Raw genomic sequence first — 22,393 nt, 5'->3', positions numbered from 1 at the left:
AGCCCGATCGCCCCAAAGCCCGATCGCCCCAAAGCCCGATCGCCCCAAAGCCCGATCGCCCCAAAGCCCGATCGCCCCAAAGCCCGATCGCCCGATCGACATTATTGACCTAATCTTTGCTATTTTCCTCTCCTGAATTGGGCGGTGAAAATTTAATATCCGCCCAAGATAGCTGTCTGCTTTGATTGCTGTTGCTTTCGAGTTCTTCTTTAAGTTTGGCAATATCAACGGTATCGTTTTTGGCGGAACTGTTGGTTTGGGCGATCGCATCTTTGAATTGCTGAATGTTTTCCGTCGGATTTGCTTTAATATCTTCCACCGCTTTTTTTAAATTGCGTTGATAGTGGGCGTTGCCAATCGCTTCATCCTTCGATCGCGAACTGGTTTCAAAGCATTTGTCCAAATCGGCGTAAATGCCTGTACGGCGGGGCTTGGTGTAGTATTGGCGTTCTGTATCAAGGAGTTTTGCCATCAATTCGAGGTGCATTTTGTCCTCGCTGCAAATCTCTTCGATCGCAGTCCATTCATCGCTACCGAGGAGTTTTCTTTCGGCGGCGGGACGGGAATCTTCAAAAGGTTCGCCCGTGACTTCTTCGTAAATCCGGGGTAAACTGTCGTCGAATTCATGCTTTTCTTCCAGCCAAATTCGGCGGATTTCGCTAAGTTCTTCTGGGGTAATTAAGGTGATGTCGCGCATTTCTAGGGGTGCGGTTTTGCGGATTTGGGTTTGTGCTTCCAGGACTCGTCTCAGCCAGTGTTCTCGCCAGAATTTGGTGTAGGGCCCTGGGATGGGTTCGACGGAGGTTGTGTCGTCGCCCATGTTGCGTTCAAACAGTTCTACTCTACCGTAAATGCGGCGGAAGTCTCTTTTATCGCGATCGTTTTTAATGTCTAATTCGTTGCGAATATCGAGAAGAGGCTGCATCCATTCTTTTTCCTCATCATTTTGAATCATTGCCTCCATAGATTTATCTTGGCTTACCATTGTGCAAACCCAGCAGCCAAAGCGAGAACTGCCGCAGCTAGGGGTAGAAGTATCGACAACTAAAGGACATTCATTGTCTGCTGTTGCACCTCGATACATGGTAAATAAATCTTTGTTGCTATTTTCCCAAGGATTAGGCCACTGATTCAGATAAATCCAGACTTCATCAGTTCGCCAATCTTCAATCGGACTATAAATTAGGGAATTAGGCAGACTAGGACTCTGATAAAGCAAAGACTTAATGGAACTAGAATTATTATTTAGACGGTCACTCATGCGACCTATTTCATGTTTCTCCATTGAAACAGCGCGTTTAATACTTTCAGCTTTGCGAGTACCCAATATAAGAATTACTTCTCCATTGATTCTCACCATATCACGAACAAACCGATTAGAAGGAAGGATTTTCAGGCGTTCAGTACACCAGCGAAATCCATGTCTCGGTGCTGGGTAGCCTTTTCCCATCAAGTTTACCCAGAAAGTATCTTTGACATCTGGATAAAGCATATAAGGTTCTATTGGTAGCTGTTGCTCTATAGCAGCAGACTTCATCTGTTTTAATGACTGACGTACCCAAGTAGAAACTATCGGGTTTTCTACAAGTGTATCTGTTGTGATTACATAGATTTTTTTTGTTCTTTTTTCAGGTGGCAATTCTGCTATCGCATACCAGATAAGCTGCACTACGCTAGTGCTGTCTTTTCCGCCGGAATATCCTAAAACCCAAGGTATATCATCTAAACAATATAACTCTTTAATTTCTTTACTTAATTTTTCTATTTCTGCCACTAACTCACTTACACTACGGGGTGGAAAGAGTGGTATTTGCATTGTTTCTGTCATGTCTTCAACCTCAGTTACTTCATTAAGCTCTAAATACATTCAGCCGATGCCATTCTAGCGATTCAAGTCTTGGTAAATCTTGGTCTGAAGCCGGCAGGAGAATAGTTTCACTATGAAAATCTTTCATACATCTGGCATTGGGGGATTCCTCTTCTAAGTCATCAGCGACGATAATTCTGTAATTATCATCTATAGCAAACCAACCCTGGTCAAAAGCCCAATGATGATTTTTACACAATGATATCCCATTATTAATTTGATTATCATAAAACTTTGAAAACGGCTTAATATGTGAGCCATCTACAATAGTTTGAGTGAGATTCCTGATGACTTTCAATCGACAAAATGCACACTTGTAATCATATGTATGTACTACTGCTTTCCTGAAAAAAGCATTTCTAACAGCAGATTTTGTTAAATAAAATTTTGGTTCTCCGTCAGCAATTCCTGCTGAGTCTGATAGTTCTCTTTCTGTCTGAGTAACTTTCTCAAAGTCTTGATTAACTTGCAAAATATCTCCAATATCGTCCCTATTTAATGAAAACCATGTCGCAATCAGTGTATCTATTAATTCCGATCTCGAATTTTGGTCTTGAAGTAAATTGAATAATTCATTATCCCAACTACCGTATTCTACAGCTTCTCTTAGCTTGTTAGTGGTCTTAGGCTTTGAACCATTAAATCCAGACTTTAATGTTTTATGCCAGAAACCATCGCCTTCCAAATGCCAAAATGGATAGTGCAAACCACGATTGTGAGATTCAGAACCTAAGATATCCCAATATTTATTAAAGGTTTTAATTAAGTCGTCTGAAACATAAATTCGATTCTCCCTAATTATTCCTTGAGCAATTAGATCGATGATTGATAATAGTAATATTGGCTTATGATTAGCTTGACCCCGTTGGCGTGTATTACTGACATTAAGAGCGGCAAAACGTTGTCGATAATACGCTAGATTTTTATTTTCGGAATTTTCTCCTGTAGTCATTTTCTCCTCCCGCTATGATTAAATAAAATCCGATATAAAATTTTACACTCTTTTCAACAAAAAGTTAAGCACCGCAAGGCACAACCATAACCCAGAAACTAGACAATTTAAGCAGTGTCAACAGACTAAAAAGTTATTTTATAGCCTAGACAGGTGATAATTATATCACTGTCCGCGTGCATCTGCGGTTCTCAAATCCATCCCATCCGCAAACTAAATATGTCCTACAGCGACTTCAAAACCATCGACCAAGCCGTCTCAACCCTGGATCTAACCGTTGAAGACATTCCCCACTTATTCAGCCAAATTACCCCCCTCGCACCTTCAGAACGCCTCACACAAACTCTAGACGAAGCTTTAGACTTAGCCTCAAGTATCAGCACGGAAAAAGCTCGATCGGAATTAATCATCACCCCCATTTTACTCGAAATACGGCGCACTTTTAACAACAAAATTGGCTATTTTTCCGGCAACACATTTAACGTAGAAGAGAGCAAAGGATTAACCGGGGCTTGTGACTTTCTCCTCAGCGCATCCAGCAATCAATCATTAGTTACAGCCCCAGTCTTGACATTGGTGGAAGCAAAAGACAACGATATTAGAATAGGATTGGGACAGTGTGCGGCTCAGATGGCAGCAGCTCAAATATTTAATGCGCGCAAAGGGCAAGAACAATCCGCAATTTATGGAGCAGTTTCAACTGGTACAAACTGGAAATTTCTAATTTTAGAAAATCAGTTGTTAAAAATTGATTTGACTGAATATTTTATTACTCAGCTAGACCAAATCTTGGGCATTCTTGCAGAACCATTCAGACGCTATTTTAATTAGCCTAGTTTTTGGCGGCTTTTTGGCGCTGCAATTACAAAGGTGGCACGGGCGTCCCGCCTGTGCTGTATCTACGCGCCTCCCGCCTGTGCTGCATTTGCGGTTTCCAAACCCAACCTCACCTTCAAATAATTAGTCATCCAACTAACACTCGCCCTTGACTTAGAAATCCCCCCTTTCAACAAAATCCCACCCTCCCAATCAGGATTAGAAATCGACCAATCAACCTGCTGCAAAAGGCTCAAACGTTCCTCCCAACTCTCAGGAAAAACCGACAGCAAAGCCGCCCCAACTTCCCCCAAACTCTCAAGCACAACACTGTGACAGTGCACGCAATCCCGGCGCATTTCCCCCGCCGCAACTTGCTTGTGCAGAACTAATTGCCAATCTTGAATAAAACTGCAAACCGCATTCCAATAACTAACCGCCCGTTGTATTTTTTGAGCAAGTTCTTCCTCTTTCTGTTCTTTTTTGGTGCGAGAACCAGAGGGTTTGGCCTGTTCGCTGCCCTCAATATTAGACAGCAAAGCCATGATAGCACGATCGATCGCACTCAGCGTAAACAATTTGTGCGATCGCCCGTTCAAACTCCCCCTCTCCATCTCAGTCAAACACCGGAAAACCTCAACCTGCTTAACAACCGCCTTCACCACAAAAGCGCGATCGTCCCGGTGGTTGTAAAGTAGACTTAGCGACGACTCCAAAGGAACTTGAAAATTGTTCAAATCAGCAAACATCTGCTGCGATTTTTCCAACCCAATATCGAGAAACAAAATCAGCGCCACCGTCTCATATCCCAACTGCGGATTTTCCCTCAAAGCCATCTCAAAAGCCGCCCGCCGATGCTGTCCGTCATTAATAGTAAACTTAGCATCCATCGGCACTCGCAAGCGACCGATTTTCCGTTCTTCTGCCTCATTTCCCACTGCTTCAAAAGTAATATCCGCATCAATCGAAGCAGCAATAGCCCCACAAGTATAACTTGTAGGATTCTTAACAAAATAATCAGCAATTTCGGGAATCCTAGCTTTGTTAAGCGCGCGTTTCGCCCGCAGAGACGGCGGCAAATCTTCAGATTCAAAGGGAAACAATTTCGGCAAAAAACGCACCGGACACATCGACACGTAATATTCGCGGCCCGCTTGAATTCCCCGAATTACCGGCAAAATGTATTCAAAGGAAGGAGTAGACATATGTTTTTGTTGTTGCAGGTGCGAAGTATGAAGAAATCAGGGGCAAGTGCCATCGTCAATTCACTCGCTTCCCCGATATTCCGCCGGGGGTTGAAACCCCCGTCTCATAGCGAAAGTCGGTTAAAACCGACTAAACATAAACCTCGAAATTGATTCATATTCAGTCCTCTTCAGAGGACTTTCGCTATGAGACAGGGGTTTCAACCCCTGGCGGGCCCCGATGGTGGCGGGGTTTCAACCCCTGGCGGGCCCCGATGGTGGCGGGTTTTCAACCCCTGGCGGGCCCCGATGGTGGCGGGGTTTCAACCCCTGGCGGGCCCCGATGGTGGCGGGTTTTCAACCCCTGGCGGACTCAGACGGTGGCGCGTGAGACCCAGACGCATCTGCATCAAGCCCGATCGCCCCTAAGCTATTGACAAATAAAACATTAAATGATATATAAGGTTGAATTTACTTAGTGTTTTAAGTATTTCACAAAAATTTTTAAAAAACAAGAGTTGACATAAAATTTAACCCATGATATTTTTGAAAAAATAACCTAATTATATAAAAACCGCCCATGACAACCAACCCAGCGGATGACCTCGCTATAAAAATTTTAGAAAAAGAAAATAGCGACAGACAGGAAATCGCACTTTTATTAGATAATTATTTAGGAAAGGACGATCGCATTTTCGTCCAAAAAACCCAGATGGGAAACAGCGAAGCATACATCGGTTCAGTCACCCTAGAATGGTTAGACTCTCGCGTCCGTTTCGCCTCCCAGATGCCGCTTTTCCGCCAAAAATTCGACCTCCAAACCAACAACATCGTCCGCGACGACGAAACCATTGACGAAATAATCCAGCGTCCCTTAGATTGGTCGCGCCAAGCCACCCTCACTCAATATTTAGCAGCCCGAAAATCGCACAAATTCCCCGCAGTTTTAGTAGTCGTCAGTCCCCCGTGGGTAGATAATCCTCTAGCCGAGGAATGGGATAAAAATGGCGTAGCAACCAAATCCGCGACTGAATTTACATCCTTTGATAAAAACGAGAACTTAGGGCTTTTGAATGTCTCTCAAAAAGTCTCTATTTTTGCCTTAGACGGCCAGCATCGGCTGATGGGAGTTCAAGGTTTAATGAGTTTAATTAAAACCGGAATCCTGCAAAGATACAACAAAAATAAAAAACCTGTCGGCGCTGCAATTACTCTGGAAGATTTAGCAGAAGAGTATCAAATCGACCCCGAAACAGTGTATAAATTAGCTCACGAAAAAATCGGAATTGAGTTTATCCCGGCGGCGGTAGCGGGGGAAACGCGACAGCAAGCACAACGGCGCGTGCGATCGATCTTTGTGCACGTTAACCTAATGGCCGTAACGCTGAGTCAGGGCCAGCTAGCATTATTAAACGAGGACAACGGATTTGCGATTTGCGCCCGCAAAATTGCCGTCACCCATCCCTTATTAAAAGAACAAGATGACAGAAACCCCCGCGTCAATTGGGACAGCGCCACAGTCGCAGCAAAATCAACTGTGTTAACCACATTGCAAGCGCTGCAAGATATGTCCGAACGGTATTTAGAATACAAATTCCCCCATTGGAAGCCGGAACGAAAAGGTTTAATTCCCATGCGTCCCGAAGATGAAGAACTAAAAGAGGGAATTGAAGAGTTTAAAAAATTGTTCGATCATTTAGCAACTTTACCCAGCTATCAAAGAATTGAAAGCGGCGAAGAAACGACTGAATTGCGCCGATTTAGTTTTGAAAAGCCAGGGGGCGAAGGAAATCTTTTGTTCCGTCCAGTCGGTCAAGTTGCTTTAGCTAATGCTTTGGGAATTCTAGTATTTAGAAAGAAACTTTCCCTGAAATCTATTTTCGACAAACTCCGCAGATTCGATGTCGATGAAGGATTTAGCCACATGGAGAATCCTGAGTCTGCGTGGTACGGGATTTTGTACGATCCGAACAAAAAGCGAATGCTAGTTTCTGGAAAGGATTTAGCGACGAAGTTAATTGTATATTTGGTGGGGGGAATTCAGGACGATATGGAGCGAGCTCATTTGCGGCAAGCGGTAGCGGAAGCGAGGACTTTTGAGGATAAAGCTGTTAGTTTTAACGGCCGATTTGTGCAGCCGCAAGAGGTAGGATTGCCACCAGTGCTTAGCTAAGTTTTTATTGGGCAAAGCCCACAGCGACGAAGACTGATAAAGTAGGAAACAAATTGGTTTTGTATAATTGAATCTGCACGTTACCTAGAACCACATTATGACCATCGCTGAACAGATTTACGCAATCGTCAAAACCCTTCCCAAAGACCAAGCCAGCGAAATTCTCACTTTCGCTGAATTCGTTTGTGCCAAGCACCTGAGCGCAAACCAACCAACAGACACCGTAGACTCTCTGATTCCTTGGAATGAACTTGTTTTTTCCCTTGCTGGAACTTGGGCAAAAGATTTTCCATCCCTAGAAGATATTCGTGCTGAATCCGGACAAGACATCCTGCGGGAGAGTCTGTAAATGTACGTTTTGGATACCAACACCTTGATCTACTATTTCAAAGGTCAAGGACAAGTTGCTCAAAATCTTGCGAATGTTTCTCCCCTGGAAATAGTCGTTTCTACGAGCGTCCTTTTTGAGTTGCAAGTCGGCATTGCTAAATCCAATTCGCCCGCAAAACGCACCCAACAACTTCAGCAATTTTTGAGCAGAGTTAACGTTATTCCTTTCGATCGCGATGCAGCTCTTGCGGCTGCTACAATTCGCGCCCAGTTGGAGCAACAAGGTACTCCCATCGGCCCGATCGATGTTTTGATTGCAGGGACAGCCGTAGCCCTGCAAGCGACTCTCGTAACCCACAATGTCAAGGAATTTTCTAGAGTTTCGGAACTCGCAATCGCAGACTGGTATTGACTAAAAAACTTCTCACAATCTGGCTTCCTTTAACAAAATAAGTTCGGCTCCTACAGGCAAATGATCTGACTCCGTTGCCTCCAAAACCGAACTAGATTTAGCGCCCCAATGCTTTGAATACCAAATATAATCAATCCGGCAAACGGGATAATTCAATCTCCAATTTAACCTTTTTACCAATAAGTTAAGTTCCCAACCGTGAGGCCAGGTAAAACCAAACCCAAATCCAGATTTTCGGAAAGAATCTTGCAAGACTTTCTTTACCCTGTAATAGTCTTGAGTTTCGTCTGTCATATTAAAATCGCCCGCGACGATGACTGGCAGAGTTTCTCGCTCAACTCGCTGCACTAATTCTTGAATTTCAGGCGATCGTTTGCCATATATGTAAACAGGAAGTTTGAAAAAACGCAATTTTCTAGCTCTGGTCAACCACGGCCCGGTAGCTTGCATATTATAAATCACTACTTCTTGTTCGTTAAATTTAATAATTGCCCGCTGCTGCGTTTCTGGATGGCCGGCTAAGTGCAGTATTTCGCTGGAGACAATCGGATATTTACTGAGAATTCCTACAGGGGGATTGCCAATTTGATAGGGGTAGTCTGCTTTTAACCAGGTGAAAGCTCTTTCGGTATGTTTACTAACGATTTCTTGTAAAAATATAATATCGGGTTTTTGATTCTGAATCAGTTTAGCTAAACTTGGCGACTGAGTTTTATACCAATGGACGTTATGGGATAAAATTTTGATGCTGGGGTGCGAATCTGTGATGTTTATTGGTGTGGGAGAAAAGTATTTAATGTGCAGCCAACTTATTAGGATAATGCAGGCGATCGCCGAAATAATAGTGAACCATCTTTTTTTGATGATTGACAATCCGATGATGGGAAGCAGGAAAGTTGGGAATAAAATTAAGGGAATAAAAGTGGTAATTAAGGCAATAACTCCTATTCTATCCCAAAGGATTAGTTTGAGAATGAAATAGCAGATCATGAATACTGAGTAGCCGTAAGCGAAAAATTTGGCAGATTCCTTAAGCCCTTTCTTTACGATCTCTGCTAGTACATACTTCATTGGGCACCTATTAAAATAAGAACTTGCTTAAATCGAATTCTTCATTTGACCGATGTTGGTTGTCTCTTTCAGAAATCAAAACCAACAACAGGCGATCGGTATAATCCGCCGCACCCCGCAACTCTTCTCGCAATATTTCCAGTCCACCATTAGCATATTCTTCAAAAATTTGCAAGCGTTCTGCTTCCAATTTTTCGTCGAGATGGGAGAGAATTTGAGGATTTTTGGTTTCGGCGATCGCAATTAACTTAATCGCCATATCGTAACCCCTGGATACAAAAATATCAACATCTATCGCCCCTGGTTCTCGTTTAGAAATTTCCCCCAAAGGCGATCGTTTTTTCCGCTGCTTTCCCAAGGATGCGGCGAAGGCGATGACATCGGCGTAAGTCTGGAAAGGGCCAGTGTGGTTATCCGATAAAGTTAATGATTTGACTAACTCGGCTTTATCTTTAGCAATTCTAATTTTGTTAGCAGCCATTGCCATAATATCTAGTTTCTAACTATTATAAATCTCGCCAATATCCAACACTGGGCGCAGGGCCAATTCACAATGTCCGCAACAACATAATTTTTTGTGCAAAACCTCCTCTTGCTTCCCGCCGCTTCATTTGTTCCGCCAAAAGTCGATCGCCCGAAATGCCAAAACTCGCCATCACCGCATCTATCACCTCATACAAATCCGCCAATTCCGCCACCAAATCTTCCTCCTGGGCTTCTGCGGCTTCCCCCGCTTCTTCAATCAATTTCTGCAGCAAAGCTTGACGGTATTCTGCCTCCGACAAAATTACAACCTCGCATTCATTCCCGCTTTGGCGAATAATTTCAGGAATGCGATCGCGCACCAACTTATGATACTGCTTTTTCACGTCAAACTCCCTTCAACCTTGACTAAAAGTTTGAATCAACCAGCGATTAATTTCCCCATCATCTTGCGTTTGACTGCGATTCAAAGCTTCCTCAACTAACCGGATTTCCAGCCCCGGTAAAACCCGCGACTCTTGAATTCTCCCGCTACCTCCGCCATTAATCGCAAACGCAAAAACCTCCCGCGTGTTTGCACGTTCAACCCAATATTCACTAATTCCTGCATTTTCGTAAAGCAACCGCTTACTGCCTAAATCATCGTTAAAAGAAGATGCACCAATTTCTATTATCAAATTAGGCGGATCGTATAGATTTAAATCAACAGCAGAATTGCTATCATCAGGAGGCACTCTTAAATCTGAACCAATGTAGTAAGCTAAATCAGGTTGAAACTCGCCGATACCTGCTTTGCGAAAACTGGTGTTAGTAAACTGAACTACTCGGATATTTCTCAATGTTGCAAACAGAATAACTACACAGGCCATAATTGAATTTTGACGCCCGTGCAATGGCCCTACTGGTGACATTTCTACCCTCATGTGTTCTTGATAGTAATAAAACTTGCCCTTTTCCCATGCTGAATCCTCAGCAAAATTTAGAAACTCTTCCCACGTCGCCTTCACCCAAATATCCGTTTCCAAAACCTGCGTAATTGCCGAATTAGAAGCCATAATCCACCTCTACAATTTCCGTATATTCAAATTCATTCGGACTGCGCCTAACTAAAGGATAGCGCGTCCCGCCAAGTTCGATCGCATCTTCTTCACAATCAGCTTTCGGAGAATTGTACACCAGCACGTATTCCCTGCCGGTGCAACTTTCCATTTCTTGAGCAACTTCTCCGCGCCACTGAGTTTTTGTTACCAAAACTACCAATTGATTCGCCAACTTCGGCAGCTTATTCGCGATTTGCTTGCGATAAATCTCGTCCAAACTGCCAAAGGGAGAATCCATCACAATTGGAAACGTACTGCTATCCGGGCCCATCAAAGTATTCTTTTGACTCCACTCCCGCACGCCCTCAATAATTCCCCCGATAAACGATAAACTGAGAATTTGATTTTCTCCCGTAGAAGCGGCCACCAATGATTCTTTACCAGAGGTATTTTCTACTAGAGTCAGTTCGTATTTATCGCTCAGTTTTGGGATATAAGGAGTAAAAGAAATTTGACTAAAAATATCTTGCACCCGCTTTTCCAACTGAGAACAAAACTGTTTTTCTAAGCGATCTCGCACTTCAGTTAGGCGATCGATCGCATCCTGAGTCGCAGCAATCCGGCGCTGGGCTAATACTTGCCTTTGCTCATTCAGTTGCTGCTTATCGATTTGCTTGTCCAAAGCCGACACCTGCACATTCAAACTCTCAATCTGCTGCTGATTAGAGCCTGTTTCCCGGTGCAAATCGCCAATTTTTGCCTCAATTTCATCCAAGCGCTTTTGCAAGCGGCTGACATCCTCGTCAGGAAAATTTCGCAGCTTGTTGTGAATATCGTCTAACTGATTTTCCACCCGAGAAAGTTCGGTTCTGTCGCGGCTGATATTGCCTTGGTGTCGGTCAATTTCCTCCCAAAAATCAGCCACTTGTTTATCAATTTCATTTACCCGATCGCTAATCCGAATAGTTGTTTCTTCCACATCGCCAACACCCGCCTTATCCATCCAACCGCTAACCTGTTGGCGAGACTCAGAACCCTCCACTAATTCCGCACCGCAGATACACCGCTGCTGCGCTAATAACTCTTCCAAAAACGGCCGCTGAATCCCCGAAAGCAACGAGCCGCCTTCCCGCAAACCTTCAACAATTACTTTAAATTCAGCCGCAGCCTCTGACAGAAATACCCCATAACCCCGCATAGAGATTGAGCGTTTGAGAGCATCTGTAGCCTGTACAATTTGTTGCTTCAATAAACTTTTCTGCATTTCCAATTCGTCTCGCAACTTTTGTAAATCCGCAGCACCGCTAAGTTCCAATAAGTTACCATTAACTGCTTTTTTTAACTCCCCTTGGTTGACCAATTCCTGCTCGATTTCTACTTGTCTGCTCGAAAGTTGCTCAGCTTCTTGCTCAATTTTTTGCTTGTCTTTTAAAAGTTTCTTCGTTTCAGCATTCCCAATTATATTTAAATCTGTCTCTAGAGATTTTTTTGCTTCTAGTAAATGCCGGAGCGATCTATTCAACACTTCAACTCCCAGCAACTCCTTAGTAGCTTCCGCAATTTCTGCCTTCTTGTCATAGCGGACAATTTGCTCGATTCGCTCCCCATCAAAAAAGAAATATTTATGTAAACTTTCCGGCAAAATCCGCCCGATAATATCATCTGGATGCTGATCCGGCTTCAGCCACAGACCGTTATCTTTTGCTACATTCAGAAACAATTCAGCCTTACCATGTTCTACAGTATTTTCACTTTTATAAGCACGACAAATGCGTCTTGCTTGGTAGCGCGTGCTGTCATGTTCAAACACAATTTCCGCCCAACAACCTACGGCTTTTCCCATTTCCGCCTCAGCCAAAGCGCGCTTGTTTACTAATTGTTCTTCTGCCGCAAAAGCCGCGCTAAATCTTCCGTAAAGTACCCACGTAAAGGCATTCATTAAGGCAGTTTTTCCCGCGCCATTATTCCCGTGAATTACTGTAATATTTTGCCCGCCCCAAGCTAGTTTAATTTCGGGAGTTTTGCCGTAAAATTGACGAAAGTTGCATAGAGTAATTGAGATTAACTTCATACAATTGCTTCCTTAATGATTTTTAAAATGTCATCGTTAATGTGGCGAGGAGCTCTCATGTACAGTTTATCTTTTTCAATTTCCAATACCCGCTCAATAATTTGTCTAACTTCCGGTGGCGCGCTAGTAATTGGTTGCTGTACGTCGCTGAATTCCTGATGAGTTTGATAAGAAGAACGCTTTTCTGCTAAAATGCTTGTCGGTACGGCTGCGATCGCACTATCTTCATATCTAAATGCCATAATCAGATTTTCATTCAGATTTTCCGTCATATTTTTTTTGCAAATATTAAAATATACAGGGCCTAGGCTCATGGGCGAGAAACCCGGTTTCTACGAGTTTTGCGAACACTCACGAGAAATCTACAAAGAAACCGGGTTTCTGAACTATGCGTGCGATCGCGAACTAAACTAGCAACTCAAACTACGATCGAATAATTCTCTATTCTAAAACATAAACCGAACCTTAATAAATGTCAAATGTCTAATAGCCCGTAACGCCTCTGAATTTGAAGCAATTTCACTCTAGCTTCCCCAGCATTGTCAGCTAAATCGGCAAATTCCAAGAACCGTTTCAACTCTTTTCGTAGCAAATTGCGCTCGACTTCTAAGGTTTCCCGACCTAAATCTGGAGGCAAAACTATCATGTCAAATAAAGTTGCCCTTTCCTTCCCCGGATGCGGCCGCAAAATCCGTCCCCGGCGCTGAATAAACTGGCGCGGATTGCTGCTGCTTGCTAAAATTACAGCATTGCGAATTGCAGGAATATCCACGCCTTCATCCAAACACCGAATCGCTACCAAACCTTGCAATTCTCCACTCTCAAATTGCTGGCGCAATCGTTCTCTTTCTGCTAAAGGAGTTGCCGCAGTATAAGTATTAACTCGGTAGCCTAATTCGGAACCCAATAACTTGGCGGTTTCTGTTAGTTGGCGGTTGTTATTTCGGCGCGCACTTCCTTCGATCGCACCGTCGCCACAGTAAAATAAAGTGTGGGCGGTGTCGAGACGGTGAATCATTAATTCTCGCAACGCTACTAATTTATTAGCCGCAGCCCCAATTAACCGAGCTCGCTGCATTAATAAAGTTGTTAAAGCATCGTTTTCTTCTACTTTTTCATCGCCCCAAAGCGCCCAGCCAATCTTTTGAGTTAAGCGGGAATATTTGCGGGTTTCGGCTTCGGTCAATTCTACTAAAATTGGATAGTATAAATAATGTACTAAGGCTTTTTGGCGGATGGCGTCGGCTAAGGTAAGTTCCGGCTGCAAAACCGGGCCGAAATAATCTAAAATAGCTTCAGTTCCTTGTTCGTCGAAATGCCTTTCTGGGGTGGCGGAAAGGGCGAGTCGCAGTCCAATATTGCGCGGCAAACTTTCTCCTAAACGGGGCGCGCCTAAGTTGTGAACTTCGTCTCCAATAATCAGGGTTTTTTCTGGGAAATAGCGCAGTTGCGATCGCAAACTATCTCCCATTAAGGTAGCATTGGTAGTGATGATTGTGAGAAATAGCCGATCGCCAGAGCGCACTTCATACAAACCCGCAGCCAGCTTATTCTGCCAACTACGGGCGCTATCAAAAGCCAAAATAGGTTTTAAACCAAATTTCTCCGATTCGCGCGCCCACTGATTCACCAGGTGACAGTAAGGGCAAATTACGAGCAGGACTTGCAGGTTAATTTTATTGTATAATTCAGTGGCGATCGCCAGCGCAGTAATCGTCTTGCCACTACCCGTCGCCATCTTCAGCGTACCGCGTCCCTGATTCGCAAACCAATTAGCCACCGCCACTCGCTGATACTGTCGCAATTGCAGCGATGGCGGCATCTTCGGAAATCCAAATTGCGAATTATTAGCCGTTGAGCGATTCACCTTTAAATGCCGTTAGATGCAAAATTCCCTATACTCAACTTTAACTCACGGGCGATCGAAACTTAACAGCGCAAACAAATCATCGGCCGACAGTTGCAAATCCGACAGCACATCGAGCACAGGTAAAATATCCTGATTCTCTTTCGCCTCTGGTTGCTGCTGCGGTTTAAAAACCAGAACTAATTTTTCTTCCGGGTCAATCAACCAACCCAGTTTAGCATTGTGATTTAAGCAAAACAAAATATTATTAATGACCCGAGTTGGATTTTGATCCGGCGATAAAATCTCAATTGTCCAATCCGGGACAATTTTAAACCTGTTTTCTATTTCTCCATCAGCATTGAGAAGAATGCGCGACCACTCAAACACTGCTATATCTGGAACAATAGAACGTCCTCCAAAAGTGCAGCGCAATTCAGAAAAAGCAAAAGCTAACTTTTGCGGTTCTCCCACCTGATTAATTCTATTCCCAAAACGTGTTTGCAACGTGCTGTGTTTTCCTTGCGGCATAGCTTTTTGATAAATTTGACCGTCAACATACTCGCTAGCAGGCTTAGTTTCTGGAAGCAGCAGAAACTCTTCGAGAGAAATCTTGGACGGAGACTGAATTGACGTTACCATAAACAATTAACCCCTCAACAACTCAACTGCCGTCTTAAAAAGGATTCATATCGCTGTCAGTTTCCCAATCAGCACAACTCTCCGATTCCACACCAGTAGGGTGCATCGCACAAACCAACAAATTGCCACCGTAAACTTGACCGTGATAGTTGCGACAACCGCGACAAGCCGGCTGCTGCGTCGGTGAAGGGTCTACATAAGTCACCATCGACAAATCTATCTCATCAAACTCCGGGTCGAAGTCGCGGCAAATTTCAATTATCGGTTCGATAAATTCATTAAATAAACCGTCAAATTCATTGAAATAACCGTCAATGTCGTTAATCAGATTATTTTGTACTTGTTCTGTAAAGTCTTCCGACATTTTTGCCAAAACGTCCAGCATTTCGACAAACTCTTCGCCCATTTCGCTGAAAAAATGCTCTACTTCAGAAACAGCATTTTCCATTACTCCAAAAAAATCTTTAGACCAATCTTCCATGAATTTGACAGTTGGCTATTACAAAATATTTTACAGACAAGTGCAGCCAGCCTCAAGCGAAGCGATCGCACCTACTTTCAATTCTATTACCTATTGCCGGATATCCGGTCAAGTTTAACAGGACAGATATTCAAAAAGGGAACTCAAGAGTATTATCTTGAGTTCCCTTCCTGCTTTGCTGAGCGAGCTTTTTCCTGCTTAATCCCGCTTCAGCCGCCGCAATTCCTCTTGTAAATTCTGCACTTGTTCGCGGAGCTTGTCTACGCCGCCTGTCTCTTTAGCATCTTTTGCCGAGACATCTTCTTCCTCAGAAACAATTTCAATCCGCCGAGGTTCAGCGGGTTTTTCGTTCCCAGCCGAGGCTACGGGAGGCTGCTGCTGAGCCTGTTGTACCATATCGTCAACAAAGCGGCGAGCTTCTTCCGTGGACATCTCGCCCCGCTTCACCAATTCGTCTGCCAGCTTTTGGGCTTCAGTGCGTAATTCAGTTAACTTGCTGCCAGCTTTTTCACCAGCGTAGGAAGCTAGCCCGACACCAAGGTAAACTGCTTTCTGTAAAATATCTCCGAAACCAGGCATAGGAGCTACACCTCAAAAAACTGGGTGAACCGGAGACCACGCCTATTACAAGCATCCCGTGTTGCTGCTACCTTCCGGTCCTGACAAGATTTGGGCGTTGGAATCGCGTGGGTCCAGTTCATTTATGAGTATAACACAGTTATTTATTCTTCAACCACACACCAGTGATAAATTTCATAAATAACGCAACCGTTCTTCACCAGCGGGTCTTCAGCGACGATCGCCCTCGCCTCATCCATCGAACCCGCCTCAAACAGCAACATACCGCCGCCCCGCCGCCCCCAGTAGCCAGTTTTCGCTCGGTGTCCTTTAGAAATCAACTCTCGGACATAAGCTCTGTGAGCTGGCACGTATTGGTCAAAGACAGGCTTTTCGACAATTCCTTGCTCAATTTTGACAAACCAAGGCATTTTAAATTTTAGATTTTAGATTTTGGATTTTGGATTGTAGATTGGGAATGGAGTTTTTGGTACAAGCCTTGAGTAAATACTCGATTTTCCATACTCCGCCATTTCTTCCTCACTGCGATGTTATCCCATGAACCCGTCAAAACAGCGATTTTTTATTGCCCTAGTGCCGCCTCCCGATATTGAACAACACATTACTGAGATTAAACTATATTTTGCGGAACATTACAACAGCCGCGGTGCTTTGAATTCCCCGCCGCACATCACGCTGCAACCTCCTTTTCACTCGTTAGCGGAGGATGTTGCCAAATTAGAGGAAAGTTTGAACCAGTTTTCTGCAAATCGGCGGCCCATTCCCGTTACTCTATCCGGTTTTGCTGCTTTCACGCCCCGCGTCATTTACGCTGATGTTTTCAAATCGCCCGAATTGCTGGAGATTCACTCATCTTTGATGAGTTATTTGGAGGCAAATTTGGGAATTGTCGATCGAGTTTCTCAAAGTCGCCCATTTGTACCGCACATGACAGTAGCATTTCGCGATTTAACTAAGGAGAATTTTCAAACAGCTTGGTTGGAATTTGCAGGGCGATCGCTCCACTTTGAGTTTACCGCTTCGGCGTTAACTTTACTGCTTCACGACGGCAGCCGGTGGAACATCAGCAATCAATTCCCGCTTTCCGCCTAAACTCTCTCCCTTCTCTTTCTTTGCGTCAATAGCGTCTTCGCGGTTCCTTTTTCCCAAAAAATCTTGTTAGTAAATCATCATTAATCAACACTTCGGACAGTTTCATGGCTGACTCGCGAGGGGCGAGAAACCCGGTTTATACGACTTTTACCTCGATGAACGAGAACTATTCGTAGAAATCGGGTTTCTGAGGTCACAAGTGAGTCAACAAATTTGATGACTTTAGTCCTCACTACAAATCTGTTGAAATTTAAATGCCGTCACAGCTTACCTATTAATCTTATTCGGAGTTGCAAGTGCCACAGTTCCATAAACCGAAATTCCCGATTGTTCCAAAATTTTAATTGCCGACTTAACCGTAGTACCGCTAGTGTAAATATCATCAACTAACAGCACTCGATCGCGCGGGAGGCGACGACGGAAATCTTTCCCCAAACCTAAAGCATTTTTCATTTCCGCTTGGCGCTGCTGCGGCGTCAGAGCGAATAAAGCCTGAGTATTTTTCACCCGTTCCAAACCGTGCCGCTGCAAAGGCAAACCAGTCAGATCGCAAAAACTTTCAGCCAAAAGTTCCGCCTGGTTAAAACCGCGCTGCTTGAGCTTTTCTTTGTGCAGGGGAATCGGTACAACAGTTAAATTGTCTATAGCTAATTCGGGAAAACTCAGCCAAGCTTCCGCCAGCCAGCCGCCGAGAGGTTTGGCTAATTGCGGATTGCCGTCATATTTCAAAGCTGCGATCGCCCGTTTGAGAGCCCCGCCATACTCACCCCACACAAAAACACGCTGCTGTGAATGCCAAAATCGACCCGGATCGCTTAATTGACATTGCTGAAGCTGCTTGTCACAGTAGGGACAAAACTCTCCGGCGGCCGGTCGCTGACAAAGAGGACAGTTAGACTTAAGAAATAGATTGAGAAAAGATTTGACTAATCCCGTCCATTGTCGCTTGTTCATCCTAAAATTGTCGTAAGTGATTAATGGGAAAAACTATCAAATTCAATCTGTTTCCACGGACAGGCTCGCAGCGTGAAAAACCTCTACTGGTTAGACAAAATTCAACCTTCAGACAGAGATGCAGTGGGAGAAAAAGCATTTTACTTGAGCTGTTTGCTCCAGAAAAATCATCCCGTTGTACCGGGTTTTGTCGTGCCGGCTACTACATTCTGGCAGTTTTTAGAGTCGATCGACTGCCTAGAACCGCTGTTTGCTGACTGGCCACACTCTTCCCTGCACTTGAATGTCGATGAACCCAGACAACTGCAATCGATCGCCCGCAGCATCCGCCACCAAATCCTCACCGGCAAACTGCCCGATTCACTGCTCTCCACCCTAGAGTCTGCTGTTTCTCAACTCAACTCACAGTCAAACTTAAACTCCACAGCCTTAATTTTTCGCCCTTCCCTGACTTCCTGGAACCCGAAAACAGTAGGCATTTTGGAATCTCAGGCAGTACGGGCAGAACCCGAAGCCATTGGGGCCGGACTCAAACGAGCTTGGGCAGAAATGTTCAGAGCCCGAAGTCTATTTTACTGGCAGCGGTGCGGGCTGCGGGTACAGCAAATCAATCCCGCAGTTTTGGTGCAGCCACTTCAAGAAGCCATCGCCGCGGGCGAGGTGAAAACAAAGGCGGGCGCACAGTGGGAAATCCAAGCCACCAGCGGTTTGGGATTGTCCCTGGCTAGGGGAGAAACCATCCCCGATTACTATCAAGTGCAGCCGGAAACAAGCGCGGTTAAATTCCAGCGGATCGGTTACAAAACATTAGCCTACAATCTCAAAGTCGGCGATAGTGAACCGAAAAAAAAACTGCTACTGGGCAAGTTTGCTGCTTTCCCAATTCCCGATTCTCCCTTTATACTTTCTGATTTTGCTGACTGTTGCGTGCAAGTTTTAGCGCTGGGAGAAGAAGCACAAACACAATACGTTTTAGAGGAATCGCAACTGCAAGAAATCATTGAATTGAGTAAAAAAGCGATCGCCGAATTTGACTCAGATTTAATTTTGGAGTGGACGCTAAACCAGACAGAAAACAGCGGCGAACTGCAGTTTTATTTCACTCAAGTTCGTCTTGTCAAAGCGGAAAAAGTCGCGCCGGTAGAGGAAAATCCGAGATACCTCCGGCAGCCAAACTCGATCGCAAGAGCCCGAACTCCTGCCATACTCAGAGGTGTGGCAGCAGCATCAGGAAAAGCCGAAGCAATTGCCCAAGTTATGACTAATTCCCACCCAGAAAACGCGGAATTCCTAGCCGGAGGCATTTTAGTAGCCCGGACAATCGAGCCGAATTGGCTACCTTGGCTGAAGGTTGCTGCTGGGGTGGTTGCCGAACAAGGAGGTATGACAGGCCACGGCGCCATTTTAGCAAGAGAATTGGGGATTCCCGCCGTTGTGGGAGTGACCGGGGCCACGCGGGCGATCGCCTCGGGCGATTCGGTTTTGGTAGACGGCGATACCGGAGAAGTTTTTGCCCTCGCCCAACCCGATGCCATCGAGATAGCAGACAGCCGCCGACTTCTGGACACAGCAAAAAAGGCAGATATATACAGTACAGCAGCCAAAATGTCAATAGCCAAGCACCAATCTTCTACCTCCGATCGATCGTCCAATTCCGATCCTAAATCTCGACAATCTGAGTCTACTCAATATGTTTGGGGCCCACCAACGGCAACTCAACTGCTAGTTAATGTCAGCCAAACAAGTTCGATTGACCGCCTCAAAAATCTGCCAATAGACGGCATCGGATTGCTGCGATCGGAATTAATGGCATTAGAAGCTTTGGACTGTCAAAACCCCAAAGTTTGGCTACAAGACGGCCGCCAATCGGAATTTGTCGATCGCATGGCGGATTGCCTCAGCTTATTTGCTGCTGCCGTTTCCCCGCAGCCAATATTTTATCGATCTCTCGATTTACGCGAGTCAGGCGACCACGGCAGTTTCAGTTATACCTTTGAACCGGAATTATTTGATTGGGAACTCTGCGTACTTCAAAAAGTCTGCGAGTCAGGTCATACAAATGTTAATTTAATTTTGCCTTTCGTGCGATCGGTTGAGGAGTTTATCTACTGCCGCCAGCGCTTAGAAACTGTTTGGAAAAACCGCTCGCCCGAATTTCAACTGTGGATTATGGCGGAAGTTCCTTCGGTGTTATTTTTATTACCAGATTACGTAAAAGCCGGGGTTCAAGGAATTTCCATCGGCACCAACGATTTAACCCAATTTCTGTTAGGCATTCACCGCAACTCCGACCAGGTAGCAGGTGCATTTAACGGGCGCGAGCGAGCAGTGATGAGGGCGATCGAACAATTAATCAAACAAGCCAGGGCCGCCGGCATTCCTTGCTCGATCTGTGGCGACGCTCCCGCATTGTATCCCGATACAGTTGAATCCTTCGTGCGGTGGGGAATTTCGTCTATTTCGGTCAATGTCGATGCAGCAGAACAAACTAGCAGGGCGATCGTCCGCGCCGAACAGCGCCTGCTGCTAGAAGCCGCTCGATCGATAATTAACAATTAACCACTCCCGCACCCACTTTACCTCAGAAATCCGGTTTCTACTCTAAATCATAGCTTTGGCAAGCAGCCACCCGCTCAGCCATCGGCTTTCTAGACAACCCGTGCGTCCAGGACTATTAACAACTACAGAAGCCCGGTTTCTGAGTAGATATAGCAACCGCGCCCGACGGTTAGGAAATTCTTAATTTCTCAAACCCTGGCTTTTATTCCTTTTATTGCTTCTTCCCTCTTCCCTCTTCCCTCTTCCTTATTCCCTCTTCCTTCCACTAACATCGGATTTTAAAGCTAGGATAGAAATATAACCAATTCTTGACCACGAATTTCAAAGGTGGTACCCGCCACGTGATTTATCCGTGGAATCAATCCCAAATCGAAAATCGAAAATCCTCAAGCCCCCGCATTTATCTCGCGCAAGTCAATCCAAAATCTAAAATCTAAAATCTAAAATCGAATGACCCGGAGGTACAAACAGTGAAATCAAAAATTATTGCAACCGCAGCAATACTTGCCGCTCTCGGCTTTCTGCATCCCCATCCAGCATTATCTCAACCTGCAACTGACGGCGGGACAAAACCCGGATTCTGGCAACCTCAAGCGCAGGTTGACAATACTCGCAACATTACCCTCAGACTGTTAAATGAAACGGGATTGAACCTAGAATACGGTGAATCAGGTGGCCGCTTGTCATCCTTGCCCGTCGGAGCCAGCAGAAACATCAGTGTTCGCATCAGCAATCGTACCGGCGACATTGCCAATATTCCGATTAATGCCACAACAGCAACCACAACTTTGAAATACGACTATAACGTTGACTCGCAGACAAACATTTTGACGATTCGCATCACCAGAGCAGACGGCCGCACTAGGCAAGACCGGTCAGTTTATATTGATGAAAAAGGGCGAGTTTACTCTTTTTAAGATTAACGCTCATCAACCCGGTTTCTCCTGACAAATTTTGCTTTTAGCAGCCCGGTATCGCCCAAGAAATCGGGTTTCTAGACTAGCGTGCCTAAATTCTGTCTTGCTCAAAAAGTTATGAATCAAGTGCAGCCCACAAAGAATCGATATTTTTGTGCAGCGGATTTGACATTTCATCCCCAAAATCAACTGCTGCTTGCAATTCCGCCCTACTGGCGCACTGGTGCATCAGGTGGGTTCCGAGAGGATGTCAACCGCCGCACCGCCGACTAATATCCGTCGTTTCTATTGATACCTGCGCCTCGATTTCCCTCTTCTTTCGGTTTAGCTTTGTTCACTCGCAAGGGGCGGCCCATCCACTCTGCACCGTCTAATTCGGCAATTGCAGCGTCTTCTTGGGCATCCTCCATCATCTCAACAAATGCAAAACCGCGCATCCGACCGGTTTCCCTGTCGGTAGGCAAGACAACTCGCTTGACTGTGCCGTATTCTGCAAATACTGCTTTCAGGTCTTCTTCGGTGGCGCGGTAAGACAGATTTCCAATGTAGATAGTCATGTCGATCGAACTGAACTTGTTGTGCTATACATAATAACCTGTTAATTTAACTGTCAAGTGCTATCTAGCATACAACTGGGCGATCGACTCTAACTAAAAGGGTTTGCCGCACTCACCGAAAGCATCCAGGATACAAGCCCCCTGATTTATGCGTGGATAAATAAAAAACCTGTATCCGAGAAACTTGCCGAACGTATTTATCTCGCGCAAGTCAATGCTTCAATTCTAAAATCTAAAATCTAAAATCTAAAATCGATTGACCAACCCTTGGTACTGGCTGCAATAGTTAGCTTAATCAAAACTCATATCCTCACTCGCCCTGCGAATGAGTGAGGATATGAGTTTTGGGGCGACGAGGAATCCCACC

At 44.8% G+C, this 22,393-nt stretch carries 25 protein-coding genes and 1 other RNA gene; 9 read left to right on the top strand and 17 right to left on the bottom strand.

Features of this window, described 5'->3' with window-relative positions; all coding sequences use genetic code 11:
* Window positions 1-109: 109 nt before the first annotated feature.
* Window positions 110-1,828: a DNA phosphorothioation system sulfurtransferase DndC gene (gene dndC / locus QUB39_RS10825; protein WP_333208455.1), complete on the bottom strand. Its 1,719-nt coding sequence runs from the start codon at window positions 1,826-1,828 to the stop codon at window positions 110-112.
* A gap of 22 nt (window positions 1,829-1,850) precedes the next feature.
* Window positions 1,851-2,819, bottom strand: a complete 969-nt coding sequence (locus QUB39_RS10820; RefSeq protein WP_333208456.1) for an HNH endonuclease — start codon at window positions 2,817-2,819, stop codon at window positions 1,851-1,853.
* A 153-nt stretch (window positions 2,820-2,972) separates the two neighbouring features.
* Between QUB39_RS10820 and QUB39_RS10815 the strand changes: the two genes are divergently transcribed.
* Window positions 2,973-3,650 carry a hypothetical protein gene (locus QUB39_RS10815; protein WP_333278660.1) on the top strand — a complete coding sequence of 226 codons (678 nt, stop codon included), beginning with the start codon at window positions 2,973-2,975 and terminating at the stop codon, window positions 3,648-3,650.
* Window positions 3,651-3,718: 68 nt separating this feature from the next.
* Here the strand turns inward: QUB39_RS10815 and dndB are convergent, their stop codons facing one another.
* Window positions 3,719-4,840 carry a DNA sulfur modification protein DndB gene (gene dndB, locus QUB39_RS10810; RefSeq protein WP_333208457.1) on the bottom strand — a complete coding sequence of 374 codons (1,122 nt, stop codon included), beginning with the start codon at window positions 4,838-4,840 and terminating at the stop codon, window positions 3,719-3,721.
* A gap of 186 nt (window positions 4,841-5,026) precedes the next feature.
* Between dndB and QUB39_RS10805 the strand changes: the two genes are divergently transcribed.
* The 4 genes from QUB39_RS10805 to QUB39_RS10790 all read left to right on the top strand — a co-directional run bounded on the left by QUB39_RS10805 (window position 5,027) and on the right by QUB39_RS10790 (window position 7,734).
* On the top strand, window positions 5,027-5,248 hold the full coding sequence (locus QUB39_RS10805) for a hypothetical protein (RefSeq protein ID WP_333208458.1): 222 nt from the start codon (window positions 5,027-5,029) through the stop codon (window positions 5,246-5,248).
* A 151-nt stretch (window positions 5,249-5,399) separates the two neighbouring features.
* Window positions 5,400-6,992 (top strand): DGQHR domain-containing protein, encoded by a 1,593-nt coding sequence (locus QUB39_RS10800; protein WP_333208459.1) that lies wholly within the window; start codon window positions 5,400-5,402, stop codon window positions 6,990-6,992.
* A gap of 97 nt (window positions 6,993-7,089) precedes the next feature.
* Window positions 7,090-7,341 (top strand): DUF2281 domain-containing protein, encoded by a 252-nt coding sequence (locus tag QUB39_RS10795; protein ID WP_333056133.1) that lies wholly within the window; start codon window positions 7,090-7,092, stop codon window positions 7,339-7,341.
* Window positions 7,342-7,734, top strand: a complete 393-nt coding sequence (locus QUB39_RS10790; RefSeq protein WP_333208460.1) for a type II toxin-antitoxin system VapC family toxin — start codon at window positions 7,342-7,344, stop codon at window positions 7,732-7,734.
* Window positions 7,735-7,746: 12 nt separating this feature from the next.
* Here QUB39_RS10790 and QUB39_RS10785 read toward each other — a convergent pair whose 3' ends face one another.
* From QUB39_RS10785 to QUB39_RS10730, 12 genes are all read right to left on the bottom strand, one after another.
* Window positions 7,747-8,805, bottom strand: coding sequence for an endonuclease/exonuclease/phosphatase family protein (locus tag QUB39_RS10785; RefSeq protein WP_333056135.1), 1,059 nt, complete (start codon window positions 8,803-8,805; stop codon window positions 7,747-7,749).
* A gap of 10 nt (window positions 8,806-8,815) precedes the next feature.
* Window positions 8,816-9,286, bottom strand: a complete 471-nt coding sequence (locus QUB39_RS10780; protein WP_172193123.1) for a DNA phosphorothioation-associated protein 4 — start codon at window positions 9,284-9,286, stop codon at window positions 8,816-8,818.
* A 67-nt stretch (window positions 9,287-9,353) separates the two neighbouring features.
* A complete protein-coding gene (locus tag QUB39_RS10775) occupies window positions 9,354-9,674 on the bottom strand; it encodes a nucleoside triphosphate pyrophosphohydrolase (protein WP_333208461.1) in 321 nt (106 codons plus the stop codon).
* Between the two features lie 12 nt (window positions 9,675-9,686).
* On the bottom strand, window positions 9,687-10,343 hold the full coding sequence (locus QUB39_RS10770) for a Uma2 family endonuclease (protein WP_333056138.1): 657 nt from the start codon (window positions 10,341-10,343) through the stop codon (window positions 9,687-9,689).
* Window positions 10,333-12,399, bottom strand: coding sequence for an AAA family ATPase (locus tag QUB39_RS10765; protein WP_333208462.1), 2,067 nt, complete (start codon window positions 12,397-12,399; stop codon window positions 10,333-10,335). The genes QUB39_RS10770 and QUB39_RS10765 overlap by 11 nt, the downstream gene beginning before the upstream one ends.
* On the bottom strand, window positions 12,396-12,671 hold the full coding sequence (locus tag QUB39_RS10760) for a hypothetical protein (protein WP_190660639.1): 276 nt from the start codon (window positions 12,669-12,671) through the stop codon (window positions 12,396-12,398). Before QUB39_RS10760 ends, QUB39_RS10765 begins: the two co-directional genes overlap by 4 nt.
* A gap of 203 nt (window positions 12,672-12,874) precedes the next feature.
* Window positions 12,875-14,221, bottom strand: coding sequence for a DNA phosphorothioation system restriction enzyme (locus tag QUB39_RS10755; protein WP_333056140.1), 1,347 nt, complete (start codon window positions 14,219-14,221; stop codon window positions 12,875-12,877).
* Between the two features lie 90 nt (window positions 14,222-14,311).
* Window positions 14,312-14,887: a Uma2 family endonuclease gene (locus QUB39_RS10750; protein ID WP_333056141.1), complete on the bottom strand. Its 576-nt coding sequence runs from the start codon at window positions 14,885-14,887 to the stop codon at window positions 14,312-14,314.
* A 34-nt stretch (window positions 14,888-14,921) separates the two neighbouring features.
* Entirely contained in the window at window positions 14,922-15,368 is a 447-nt protein-coding gene (locus QUB39_RS10745) for a hypothetical protein (protein WP_333208463.1), read from the bottom strand.
* Window positions 15,369-15,566: 198 nt separating this feature from the next.
* The gene (locus QUB39_RS10740) at window positions 15,567-15,947 is read right to left on the bottom strand and encodes a phasin-related domain-containing protein (RefSeq protein WP_333056143.1); all 381 of its coding nucleotides are present in this window, start codon (window positions 15,945-15,947) and stop codon (window positions 15,567-15,569) included.
* A gap of 23 nt (window positions 15,948-15,970) precedes the next feature.
* Window positions 15,971-16,067, bottom strand: an RNA gene (gene ffs / locus QUB39_RS10735) — signal recognition particle sRNA small type.
* A 23-nt stretch (window positions 16,068-16,090) separates the two neighbouring features.
* Window positions 16,091-16,357, bottom strand: a complete 267-nt coding sequence (locus tag QUB39_RS10730; RefSeq protein WP_333056144.1) for a YciI family protein — start codon at window positions 16,355-16,357, stop codon at window positions 16,091-16,093.
* 127 nt (window positions 16,358-16,484) lie between these two features.
* Between QUB39_RS10730 and QUB39_RS10725 the strand changes: the two genes are divergently transcribed.
* Window positions 16,485-17,039, top strand: coding sequence for a 2'-5' RNA ligase family protein (locus tag QUB39_RS10725; RefSeq protein ID WP_333056146.1), 555 nt, complete (start codon window positions 16,485-16,487; stop codon window positions 17,037-17,039).
* A 267-nt stretch (window positions 17,040-17,306) separates the two neighbouring features.
* Here QUB39_RS10725 and QUB39_RS10720 read toward each other — a convergent pair whose 3' ends face one another.
* Window positions 17,307-17,993, bottom strand: coding sequence for a ComF family protein (locus tag QUB39_RS10720; protein ID WP_333056147.1), 687 nt, complete (start codon window positions 17,991-17,993; stop codon window positions 17,307-17,309).
* Window positions 17,994-18,065: 72 nt separating this feature from the next.
* On the opposite strand from QUB39_RS10720, the gene QUB39_RS10715 reads away from it, so the two are divergent.
* The 3 genes from QUB39_RS10715 (at window position 18,066) to QUB39_RS10705 (ending at window position 21,742) form a co-directional block, all read left to right on the top strand.
* Window positions 18,066-20,552, top strand: coding sequence for a putative PEP-binding protein (locus QUB39_RS10715; RefSeq protein ID WP_333208464.1), 2,487 nt, complete (start codon window positions 18,066-18,068; stop codon window positions 20,550-20,552).
* Between the two features lie 470 nt (window positions 20,553-21,022).
* The gene (locus QUB39_RS10710) at window positions 21,023-21,469 is read left to right on the top strand and encodes a hypothetical protein (protein WP_333056150.1); all 447 of its coding nucleotides are present in this window, start codon (window positions 21,023-21,025) and stop codon (window positions 21,467-21,469) included.
* A gap of 117 nt (window positions 21,470-21,586) precedes the next feature.
* Window positions 21,587-21,742, top strand: a complete 156-nt coding sequence (locus QUB39_RS10705) for a hypothetical protein (protein ID WP_333056151.1) — start codon at window positions 21,587-21,589, stop codon at window positions 21,740-21,742.
* Here the strand turns inward: QUB39_RS10705 and QUB39_RS10700 are convergent.
* Window positions 21,739-22,026, bottom strand: coding sequence for an RNA-binding protein (locus QUB39_RS10700; protein ID WP_333056152.1), 288 nt, complete (start codon window positions 22,024-22,026; stop codon window positions 21,739-21,741). The two genes, QUB39_RS10705 and QUB39_RS10700, sit on opposite strands and share 4 nt — an antisense overlap.
* Between the last annotated feature and the right edge of the window lie 367 nt (window positions 22,027-22,393).

Origin of the sequence: Microcoleus sp. AT8-B5 (assembly GCF_036705565.1) — a bacterium.
GTDB lineage: Bacteria > Cyanobacteriota > Cyanobacteriia > Cyanobacteriales > Microcoleaceae > Microcoleus.
This window is presented reverse-complemented; position numbering and strand designations above follow the sequence as displayed.